Origin of the sequence: Mesorhizobium sp. M1E.F.Ca.ET.041.01.1.1, assembly GCF_003997355.1 — a bacterium.
In the GTDB taxonomy this organism is placed as follows: Bacteria; Pseudomonadota; Alphaproteobacteria; order Rhizobiales; family Rhizobiaceae; genus Mesorhizobium.
In genome coordinates this window covers 1-8990 of record NZ_RZSL01000230.1, presented here as the reverse complement: position 1 = coordinate 8990, position 8990 = coordinate 1, and the positions used below count along the sequence as shown (strand labels likewise).

Below are 8990 nucleotides of genomic sequence, written 5' to 3'. Positions count from 1 at the left end.
GAAAAGACATGCGCAAAAAAAGACCTAAAGCGCAGAAGCGAATCTGAAAGATCGCGACGCGCTTTAGAGCGGGTCAGCAATTCTGTGAAAAGCTGAACCGCTCCAGCGGATGCCAGGTGTCGGTCGCACCGCGCCTGCGATCACGGACTGCCGATGAAACCTCTGACCGGCATTTCACGTTATCTGTCCAGCGCGAGGGAGACTGAGGATGTCCATTCACTTCACCGTCTCTAGCCTGACCCGGAACCTGATCCACTCGCTTGGACTGGATCACGAGTGGGCGCCGAGGCGTCTGACACCGGAGCAGAATCTGCTGCTGGAATGCTACCTGGCCGGACAGATTCCGGAATCGGCCTGGAACGACTATGTCTTCGAGATGCCGGAACTGGAAAAGCACGTCACCGCAAGGCAAGCCGCACGCTGACGGCGGTCCGCGTGGCGACGATGCCGGTGCTCGCTATTGCTTTGGCGAATTGAACTGAAGCGTGAAGACGTTGCCGGCAATTCCTTGCGCCAGTGCAGGCGAAAAGCTGAGCGGCAGGCAGTTTCGCAGGGCGGCGGTCGCCGCGTCGACATAGGCCTGCCGCGCCTTGTCATCGCCGCCGACCTTGATCGCTGTTGGCTTCGGCGGGCCGATCAGCGTGCCGTCGCGCTTGAAGCTGAAGCTCAAGGTGACCGAGGCGTTCCCGGAGTTGGCGGGCGGTGTCCAGCACGCCTGCAGAGCGGCGCCGACCTCGTTCATGGTGTTGAGCGATGCGGCGCTCGCCGGAAAAGGCGCTGCCAGCAGAGCCCCAACGATCGCCGAAAATCTTGCCGTGCTTCTCATGGGCGGGTCCTCGTCATCATCGCCCGTTCGCCTGGCGGCATGGTACGATCAACCAGGAGGATGACAATAGGATTTCAACCGGGCTGGAGCCGGCAAAATCATGCCGTCGTGATGCTGGCACGGGCGTCGCCGGAAAAGCAAAAGGCCGGCGCTGAGCCGACCTTTCCTCGCCTCGGCATCGCGCCAGTACATCCGTGGTCACGGCGAGGACCGCACCACTAGACAAGGCTTTGGTTAACGGACCCTTAACCCCACGGCTTGCCTAAGCCGCGGCCTGGGCCTTCACATGGGCGATGTAGCCGCGCACGTCGCCGGCCGGCTCCGCATAGGCCTTGCCGAGCTTCTTCTCGATCGCGACCATGTAGTCCTTCGCCCATTCGGGCAGCGCGTAGTCGATGACGGCCAGGAACTCGAGCGTCGCCGCCAGGCGGATGTCGGCGATCGACGGGTTGTTGCCGCCGATGAACGGCTTGCCGTCCCTGAAGAAGCTGTGAAACACCTCGAGCGGTTCGGCGATCGCCGCGGCAGCCGCCTTCTGCGCCTCCGATTTCTTGTCGGGGTGGGCATCGCTGTGGCCGACCTCGCCGGCATATTGCGGAAAGCCGAGCGCCGGATAGGTGGCTCTGGCCACATAGGGATAGAGCGTGCCGATCAGGTAGAACATGGCGCTGTCGACCATTGCCCGCTTGGCCGGCGCCTTTGGATAGAATTTGTCCAGCCCGTGCTTGTTGGAGAGGTACTGCATGATGGCGCAGCTTTCCCAAAGCACGCCGCGCGGCAGCCCTTTGTCCTCGATCATCGGCGTCAGATGCGCCGGGTTCCGCGCCAGGAATTCTGGCGTGCGCGTCAGACCCCAGGCGTCGGTCTCCGCGGGATCTAGCCCGGCCGCCCGCGCGAAAACCCGGACCGTCATGTTGTTGACGCTGGGCCGCAGCATACTGAGCTTTATCCCAGGTTTCTTGGCAGGCTTGGCCTTTGCCTTAGGCGCGGCTTTTGCCGTCGCTTTAGGCGCGGCCTTTGCCGTCGCTTTGGGCGCGGGCTTGGCCGACACCTTGGCGGCGGTTGTCGCCTTTGCCGAGGCCTTCGCCGCCGGCTTGGCTGCCTTCGCCGCCGGCTTGGCCGCGGCCTTCTTGGTTCCTTTTGTGGCTGCCTTTGCCATCTTGGTCCTCCCTCTGACCTGTTCAGTACGGATTTTTCGCCGCCCGGTTCTCGGACAAGGTCTCGCGCGACCGCTCGATCAGCGCCTGGATGGCGTCGGCAAGGTGCACTTCGGCGATTGCATAGTCGCCGCGCGCGACGCGGATCTTATGCGCCTCCATCAGCACGTCGGCATGGCCGAAGCCGGCCGGCGGCTCGAAGCGGTAGGAGGCAAGCTCGATCAGCAGGCCAAGCGGATCCTCGAAATAGATCGAATCCATGAAGCCGCGGTCCTTGACGCCGCTGTGCTTGATGCCGCGCTCGTCGAGTCGGGCGACGGCCTGCAGGAACGTCACCCGCGACACCGAGAACGCAATGTGATGGACACAGCCGATATCGGTCGGCGTCCGCCGCTTGACCGGGGTTCGGCTCTCGTCGGTGAAGACGGTGATCAGCCGGCCGTCGCCGGGATCGAAATAGAGATGGCTTTCGCTCGCCTTATCGAGATTGGGTTGCTCGAAGATGAAGGGCATGCCGAGCACGCCCTCCCAGAAATCGATCGAGGTCTGACGATCGGCGCCGACCAGCGTGATGTGATGGACGCCTTGCGATTGCAGTTTTTGCATTGGCTCCTCCCGCCGCCTCGCTCGCCTCTTTTGCTGGGCAAGTTCGAAGCCGCAACCCTTGGTGTCTTGGCCAAGGACTATCACGCAATGCTAATTCAATCGGCAACGCCACGCCAGAAGAGATGCGCGACGCAGTGCAAGGCCGAGTGACGGGGAGACTTGGTACGCCCAAGGGGAATCGAACCCCTGTTACCGCCGTGAGAGGGCGGTGTCCTGACCGCTAGACGATGGGCGCGCTCAAGAACCGGCTACATAGGATGACGGCCGCGAAAAAGCAACTGGGGTTTCAGCTTGTTCGCGGACTATGCCGAATGGCCCAATCAACCTCGCCGTTTCGGCTCGATCAGGTCCCAGAGATTGCCGTAGAGGTCGGCGAACACCGCCACCGTGCCATAGGCCTCATGGCGCGGCGCCTCGCGGAACTCGACACCCCTGCCAAGCATCGCCTGGTGGTCGCGCGCGAAGTCGTCCGTTTCGAGGAAGAGAAACACCCGGCCGCCGGTCTGGTCGCCGATGCGGCTCGCCTGCATTTCGTCTGACGCTTCCGCCAAGAGCAGCCGCGCGCCCTGCCCGTCTGCCGGCGTGACCGTCACCCAGCGCTTGCCGCCGCCGAGGTCGACATCGTCGGTCAGCGCAAAGCCGAGCCGCTCGACATACCAGGCGATCGCCTCGTCATAGTTCCCGACGACGAGCGCCACGGTCGCGATGCGGCGGCTTTCGGCAAAGCCGCTCATTTGTTGCGGGCTCATTTGTTGCGGATCGCGAACTGGCCGATCATGCGGCGCTCGGCGATATCGTAGACGAAGATGGCGTGGCTGCCGTCGGCGAGCTCGGCATCGATCGACAGTCGGTTGCCGGAGAGCGACTGGCTGACCACCTTGGCGCCGACCGGCAGCACGATATCGCCGCCGAGCGGCGCCCCGGCCGGAGCCTGGACTTCGCCGGCAGGCGCCGAACCCGCGCCAGGCGCATTGCGGGCTTTGTAGACAAGCGCCCCGATCACCACCATAAGGGCGAGGAAGAGAAGGCCGAGATTGACGATCATGAAGCGGATGAGCTTCCTGCGCACTTTCTCGGCCGCGGGATCGAGCGGCTTTTCCTCATCTTCTTCGGCGATGGGCCGGGCCATGGCTAAACAATCCGCAACGGGTTTCGATGAGCGCTCATAACGAACAGACCCCGATTTTGATAGGGCCCCGATTTTGATACCGGATGAATTGGCGAGCGGCGAAGCCATGGAATTGGAAGCCGGCGCGGAAGCCGCAGGGCAGCGCCTCGACCAGTGGCTGGCCGCGAAGCTCGGTCCCGACATTTCACGCAGCCGCGTGCAGATGCTGATCAAACAGGGCGCGGTCTCGATCGCCGGCAGACCGGTCGAGGAGACCAAACGCAAAATGGCCGCCGGCGAGCGTGTCTCGGTCGTCATGCCGGAGCCGGAGCCTGCCGAGCCCCAGGGCGAGGCTATTGCCCTCGACATCCTTTACGAGGACGACGAGCTGATCGTCATCAACAAGCCGGCGGGGCTGGTCGTCCACCCCGGCGCCGGCAACTGGACCGGCACGCTGGTCAACGCGTTGATCCATCATTGCGGCGACAGCCTTTCCGGTATCGGCGGCGTCAAGCGGCCGGGCATCGTGCACCGGCTGGACAAGGAAACCAGTGGCGTCATGGTCGCGGCCAAGACCGACCGCGCCCACAAGGCGCTGTCGGAGGCCTTCGCCGACCATGGCCTGACCGGTGACCTCCAACGCGCCTATCTGGCGCTGGTCTGGGGCATTCCGCAGCGGCCGGCCGGCACCGTCGACGCCCCGCTCGGCCGCGCCGCTGACCGGGTCCGCCGCGCCGTGGTTCCCGAAGGCCGCGACGACGCCCGCCACGCCGTCACCCATTTCACCGTGGTCGAGCGCTTCGGCGAGGGCCAGAAGGCCTTCACCACCGCCAGCCTGGTCGAATGCCGGCTGGAGACCGGCCGCACCCACCAGATCAGGGTCCACATGGCGCATATCGGCCATCCCGTGATCGGCGATCCGGACTACGGCCAGGCCTTCCGGACCAAGGCCAACCGGCTGCCGGAACCGCTGAAAAGAGAGGTCAATGCATTTTCCAGGCAGGCGCTCCACGCCTGGCTCCTTGAATTTCGGCATCCGACCACCCATCTAACGATGAGGTTCGAGGCGCCGATGCCGAGGGATATGGAGGAACTCGTCTGCGGTTTCCGCAAGCTCTGAACCGGTCATCAAGACGCTTCAAACCAGCCATCAAAAAACCTGACTGGCGTTGTTCACTTCAACGTGACACACTGTTTCGTGTTGAACAAAAGCTGTCCTTTCTGGTTTTGTTCCTATATATACCGCTTGCCGCGAATGAGCCTTAGGCATTCGCGTCACATGCCCGCCGCGTTAAGGGGGCACCACTCTAATAGAGAGGGGGCGCTATCATGGCCCAGTCATTACCCAGTATCGTTTCCGGTGAAGGCGGTCTCGCCCGTTATCTGGAAGAAATCCGCCGCTTTCCGATGCTGCAGCCGCAGGAAGAGTACATGCTCGCCAAGCGTTATGCCGAGCATGAGGACACTTCGGCTGCGCACAAGCTCGTCACCAGCCATCTGAGGCTCGTCGCCAAGATTGCCATGGGCTATCGCGGCTACGGCCTGCCGATCGGCGAAGTGATCTCGGAAGGCAATGTCGGCCTCATGCAGGCTGTGAAGAAATTCGAACCGGAGCGCGGCTTCCGGCTCGCTACCTATGCCATGTGGTGGATCAAGGCCTCGATCCAGGAATACATCCTGCGCTCGTGGAGCCTGGTCAAAATGGGCACCACCGCCAACCAGAAGCGCCTGTTCTTCAACCTGCGCAAGGTGAAGGGCAGAATCCAGGCGCTCGACGACGGCGACCTCAAGCCCGACCAGATCGCCGAGATCGCCACGCGCCTCAACGTGTCCGAGGCCGAAGTGGTGTCGATGAACCGCCGCCTGTCGGGCGACGCTTCGCTCAACGCCCCGATCAGGGCGAGCGAGGGTGAGTCCGGCGAATGGCAGGACTGGCTGGTCGACGACCACGAAAGCCAGGAAGAAATGCTGATCGAGCAGGACGAGCTGGAAAGCCGGCGCGCCATGCTGTCGGGCGCCCTGTCGGTGCTCAACGAGCGCGAGCGGCGCATCTTCGAGGCGCGTCGCCTGGCCGAAGAGCCGCTGACGCTGGAAGAGCTGTCGGCCGAGTTCGACATCAGCCGCGAGCGCGTGCGCCAGATCGAGGTGCGCGCCTTCGAGAAGGTGCAGGACGCGGTCAAGGCCGCCGCCAAGCGCCAGAGCCAGGCTCTGCGCACCATCGAAGCGCAGCCGGCGGCTTAAGGCTAGGCAGAAATGAAATATGAAAAGGCGGCGCTTCAGCGCCGCCTTTTTTGTTGTCGTAACTGGCTGGTAAGGCGGGTTGAGATTCAGGTCAGCCCGAGCCGAAAATGGTGGCTTCCGAGAACCGGCCTACGCCGGCCGTAGCCTTCATAGAGCGGAGACACTTATAAGGGCTTCGGCCGGCGTAGGCCGGAGCGGAGCGCACTTAAAGTACGTGAGCACCGGAAGCGCAGGAAGCCGCCATTTGCAGGCCGGGACCACCTGAATATCAGCCTGCCGAAGGCTGCTTGGTCTTCCTCAGATACGGCAGCACCGTCTCATAGGCACCGAAGCGCTTGATCGCATCCTCGTTGGAGACCGCGGCGGTGATGATGACGTCCTCGCCCTGTTTCCAGTTGGCCGGCGTCGCGACCTGGTGCTTGGCCGTTAGTTGAACGGAATCGATGACGCGCAGGATCTCATCGAAGTTGCGGCCCGTGGTCATCGGATAGGTCAGCACCAGCTTGATCTTCTTGTCGGGGCCGATGACGTAGACCGAGCGCACGGTGGCGTTATCGGCCGGCGTGCGGCCTTCCGAGGTCTCGCCGGCGCCCGCCGGCAGCATCTCGTAAAGCTTGGCGACCTTGAGGTCCTTGTCGCCGATGAGCGGATAGTTCACCGTTTGGCCGGTCGCGGTCTTGATGTCGGCATGCCACTTTTCGTGGCTCGATACCGGATCGACCGAAATGCCGATGATCTTGACGTTCCGCTTCCTGAACTCGCCTTCCAGCCCGGCCATCGTGCCGAGCTCGGTCGTGCAGACCGGCGTGAAGTCTTTCGGATGGCTGAAAAGCACCGCCCAGCCGTCACCGATCCACTGATGGAAATTCACCGTTCCTTGCGTGGTGTCAGCCGTGAAGTCCGGCGCGATATCGTTGATACGAAGGCTCATGACGTGCTCCCTACCCTGTGACATGTCGCCGACGGGCCAACCCCATCGGCCTGGCTACGCCTTCTATACCGCCGGACGGCTGTGTTCAAAAGGCTTGTGCCTGCAAGCGTGATCGAAGCGGCGGAAAAATTTCGTCTTTTCCTGGAAAAGACAGCAGGAATTTCCGTGGGGGACTGGACGAAGCGGCTTAAGCCTTCTTCACCGCCAGCGTCGTCGCGAGATCTTCCATGCGCTGCGCCAATGCGCCGAGCGCGGTGGTCAGCACGCTGTCGCTCTTGTCGGCCTTGGTCAGCGCCTCGTCGCGCGTCTTGCGCAGCGTCAGCACTTCGCTCTCCATGCCCTTGACCCGCTTGTTGAGCTCCGAGAGCTCGTCCATCACCATGATGCCGGCCATCACGGTCAGCCGCTGGTCGCCGATCTCACCGAAGGAATCCTTCAAGTGCATGACGTAGCGGTCGAAGCGCTCGGCGAGATCGATCAGATGCTCTTCCTGGCCTTCGTCACAAGCCATCCGGTACTGCTTGCCGTCGATGGAAACCGTCACCTGTGCCATTGGACTACCTGTCGAGTACAGCGCGGATGGTTTCCATGGCGGTCACCAGCCGGCGCGACACTTCCTTGTTGGCATCTTCCAGCCGTTCGGCGCGGGCTTCGGAATTGTCGAGCTCCTGCGCCAGCCGCGAGCGGTCGGCATTCATGCGCTGCACCTCGGCCTCGGCCTCGGAATAGTCGCGCTCATGCTCGAGCCGCGCCGCCACGGCGCTTTCCAGCCCTTCCATGGCCTTGCCGAGCCTGGCGATGACTTCTTTAAGGGTCGTTTCCCCGGTCATGGCCTTCGTCCTATGCCCTGCCCGTCACCGAATCGCTCGCGTTCAGAACGCGTTATGTCGGAAAGATTAGGCGCCGGGTGAAGCGCGCGTCAATAAAGCTCTCGCGACTGTCCCCCGCTAACGCTAATGTAGCGCATCCGACCCCTTCACAAGCCCGGCAAAAGTCGACCGATTTGTTGACTCAAGGGCCGCGCCTGCTATGTGTCGCGGCATCCTTTCCAAGGGCTCTCCCCCAAGGGCTCACCCAAGGCTCCAACCCACTTCCGGAGGAAGCATGACCTCGCGTGAACAACATGACCGGATGGCCAATGCTATCCGTTTCCTTTCCATGGACGCCGTCGAGAAGGCGAATTCCGGCCATCCGGGCCTGCCCATGGGCTGCGCCGACATCGCCACGGTGCTGTTCACCCGCTTCCTGAAATTCGACGCCAAGGCCCCGCACTGGGCCGACCGCGACCGCTTCATCCTGTCGGCCGGCCACGGCTCGATGCTGCTCTACTCGCTCCTCTACCTCACCGGTTACGAGGACATGACGATCGACCAGATCAAGAACTTCCGGCAGCTCGGATCGAAGACCGCGGGCCATCCCGAATACGGCCATGCCGCCGGCATCGAGACAACCACCGGCCCGCTCGGCCAGGGCCTTGCCAATTCGGTCGGCTTCGCGCTGGGCGAGCGCATCATGAATGCTGCGTTCGGCAACGACCTCGTCGACCATTACACCTATGTGCTGGCCGGCGACGGCTGCCTGATGGAAGGCATCAGCCAGGAGGCCATCGCCCTTGCCGGTCATCTCAAGCTCAACAAGCTGATCGTCTTCTGGGACAACAACAACATCTCGATCGACGGTCCAGTCTCGCTCGCCGACAACACCGATCAGGTCGCCCGCTTCCAGGCCAGCGGCTGGAACGCAAGCCACATCGACGGCACCGATCCGGAAGCGATCGCCTATGCCATCGAAGCCGCCCGCCATTCCGACAAGCCGACGATGATCGCCTGCAAGACGACCATCGGCTTCGGTGCCCCGACCAAGGCCGGCACCAACAAGGCGCATGGCTCGCCGCTCGGCGCCGAGGAAATCGCCGGCGCCCGCAAATTCTTCAACTGGGAGTCGCCGCCCTTCGAGGTGCCGGCCGACATCCTCGACGCCTGGCGCGCGGTCGGCAAGGCCGGCGCCAAGGCGCGCGCCGACTGGGAAGGCCGGCTCGCCAAGGCCGACGCCAAGCTGCAGGGCGAATTCGAGCGCCGCCTTGCCGGCAAGCTGCCGGGCAATTTCGACGCCGTGATCGCC

At 63.2% G+C, this 8990-nt stretch carries 12 protein-coding genes and 1 tRNA gene; 4 read left to right on the top strand and 9 right to left on the bottom strand.

Features of this window, described 5'->3' with window-relative positions; genetic code table 11:
* Positions 1 to 208 precede the first annotated feature (208 nt).
* Positions 209 to 424 carry a hypothetical protein gene (locus EOA38_RS19190; RefSeq protein ID WP_127299972.1) on the top strand — a complete coding sequence of 72 codons (216 nt, stop codon included), beginning with the start codon at positions 209 to 211 and terminating at the stop codon, positions 422 to 424.
* Positions 425 to 457: 33 nt separating this feature from the next.
* Here the strand turns inward: EOA38_RS19190 and EOA38_RS19185 are convergent, their stop codons facing one another.
* The 6 genes from EOA38_RS19185 to EOA38_RS19160 all read right to left on the bottom strand — a co-directional run bounded on the left by EOA38_RS19185 (position 458) and on the right by EOA38_RS19160 (position 3718).
* Entirely contained in the window at positions 458 to 826 is a 369-nt protein-coding gene (locus EOA38_RS19185; protein WP_126091549.1) for a hypothetical protein, read from the bottom strand.
* Positions 827 to 1088: 262 nt separating this feature from the next.
* A complete protein-coding gene (locus EOA38_RS19180; protein WP_127299971.1) occupies positions 1089 to 1985 on the bottom strand; it encodes a glutathione S-transferase family protein in 897 nt (298 codons plus the stop codon).
* 22 nt (positions 1986 to 2007) lie between these two features.
* A complete protein-coding gene (locus EOA38_RS19175) occupies positions 2008 to 2589 on the bottom strand; it encodes a VOC family protein (protein ID WP_127299970.1) in 582 nt (193 codons plus the stop codon).
* A 160-nt stretch (positions 2590 to 2749) separates the two neighbouring features.
* Positions 2750 to 2824: transfer RNA gene (locus EOA38_RS19170), tRNA-Glu, on the bottom strand.
* Between the two features lie 85 nt (positions 2825 to 2909).
* A complete protein-coding gene (locus tag EOA38_RS19165) occupies positions 2910 to 3323 on the bottom strand; it encodes a VOC family protein (protein WP_127299969.1) in 414 nt (137 codons plus the stop codon).
* Positions 3324 to 3334: 11 nt separating this feature from the next.
* Positions 3335 to 3718, bottom strand: a complete 384-nt coding sequence (locus EOA38_RS19160; protein WP_127299968.1) for a fimbrial protein — start codon at positions 3716 to 3718, stop codon at positions 3335 to 3337.
* Between the two features lie 106 nt (positions 3719 to 3824).
* On the opposite strand from EOA38_RS19160, the gene EOA38_RS19155 reads away from it, so the two are divergent.
* On the top strand, positions 3825 to 4817 hold the full coding sequence (locus EOA38_RS19155) for an RluA family pseudouridine synthase (protein ID WP_127299967.1): 993 nt from the start codon (positions 3825 to 3827) through the stop codon (positions 4815 to 4817).
* A 209-nt stretch (positions 4818 to 5026) separates the two neighbouring features.
* Positions 5027 to 5938, top strand: a complete 912-nt coding sequence (gene rpoH, locus EOA38_RS19150; RefSeq protein WP_126091542.1) for an RNA polymerase sigma factor RpoH — start codon at positions 5027 to 5029, stop codon at positions 5936 to 5938.
* A gap of 268 nt (positions 5939 to 6206) precedes the next feature.
* Here rpoH and EOA38_RS19145 read toward each other — a convergent pair whose 3' ends face one another.
* The 3 genes from EOA38_RS19145 to EOA38_RS19135 all read right to left on the bottom strand — a co-directional run bounded on the left by EOA38_RS19145 (position 6207) and on the right by EOA38_RS19135 (position 7699).
* Positions 6207 to 6869, bottom strand: coding sequence for a peroxiredoxin (locus tag EOA38_RS19145; protein WP_127299966.1), 663 nt, complete (start codon positions 6867 to 6869; stop codon positions 6207 to 6209).
* Between the two features lie 187 nt (positions 6870 to 7056).
* Positions 7057 to 7422, bottom strand: a complete 366-nt coding sequence (locus EOA38_RS19140) for a cell division protein ZapA (protein ID WP_126091540.1) — start codon at positions 7420 to 7422, stop codon at positions 7057 to 7059.
* Between the two features lie 4 nt (positions 7423 to 7426).
* Positions 7427 to 7699: a DUF4164 domain-containing protein gene (locus EOA38_RS19135; protein ID WP_126087211.1), complete on the bottom strand. Its 273-nt coding sequence runs from the start codon at positions 7697 to 7699 to the stop codon at positions 7427 to 7429.
* A gap of 274 nt (positions 7700 to 7973) precedes the next feature.
* Between EOA38_RS19135 and EOA38_RS19130 the strand changes: the two genes are divergently transcribed.
* Positions 7974 to 8990, top strand: a 1017-nt coding sequence (locus EOA38_RS19130) for a thiamine pyrophosphate-dependent enzyme (RefSeq protein WP_245480876.1), incomplete at its 3' end; no start/stop codon positions are given.

Coding starts and splice junctions, on each gene's coding strand:
- EOA38_RS19190 (WP_127299972.1), top strand. CDS start 209: ATGTCCATTCACTTCACCGTCTCTAGCCTGACCCGGAACCTGATCCAC.
- EOA38_RS19185 (WP_126091549.1), bottom strand. CDS start 826: ATGAGAAGCACGGCAAGATTTTCGGCGATCGTTGGGGCTCTGCTGGCA.
- EOA38_RS19180 (WP_127299971.1), bottom strand. CDS start 1,985: ATGGCAAAGGCAGCCACAAAAGGAACCAAGAAGGCCGCGGCCAAGCCG.
- EOA38_RS19175 (WP_127299970.1), bottom strand. CDS start 2,589: ATGCAAAAACTGCAATCGCAAGGCGTCCATCACATCACGCTGGTCGGC.
- EOA38_RS19165 (WP_127299969.1), bottom strand. CDS start 3,323: ATGAGCGGCTTTGCCGAAAGCCGCCGCATCGCGACCGTGGCGCTCGTC.
- EOA38_RS19160 (WP_127299968.1), bottom strand. CDS start 3,718: ATGGCCCGGCCCATCGCCGAAGAAGATGAGGAAAAGCCGCTCGATCCC.
- EOA38_RS19155 (WP_127299967.1), top strand. CDS start 3,825: ATGGAATTGGAAGCCGGCGCGGAAGCCGCAGGGCAGCGCCTCGACCAG.
- rpoH (WP_126091542.1), top strand. CDS start 5,027: ATGGCCCAGTCATTACCCAGTATCGTTTCCGGTGAAGGCGGTCTCGCC.
- EOA38_RS19145 (WP_127299966.1), bottom strand. CDS start 6,869: ATGAGCCTTCGTATCAACGATATCGCGCCGGACTTCACGGCTGACACC.
- EOA38_RS19140 (WP_126091540.1), bottom strand. CDS start 7,422: ATGGCACAGGTGACGGTTTCCATCGACGGCAAGCAGTACCGGATGGCT.
- EOA38_RS19135 (WP_126087211.1), bottom strand. CDS start 7,699: ATGACCGGGGAAACGACCCTTAAAGAAGTCATCGCCAGGCTCGGCAAG.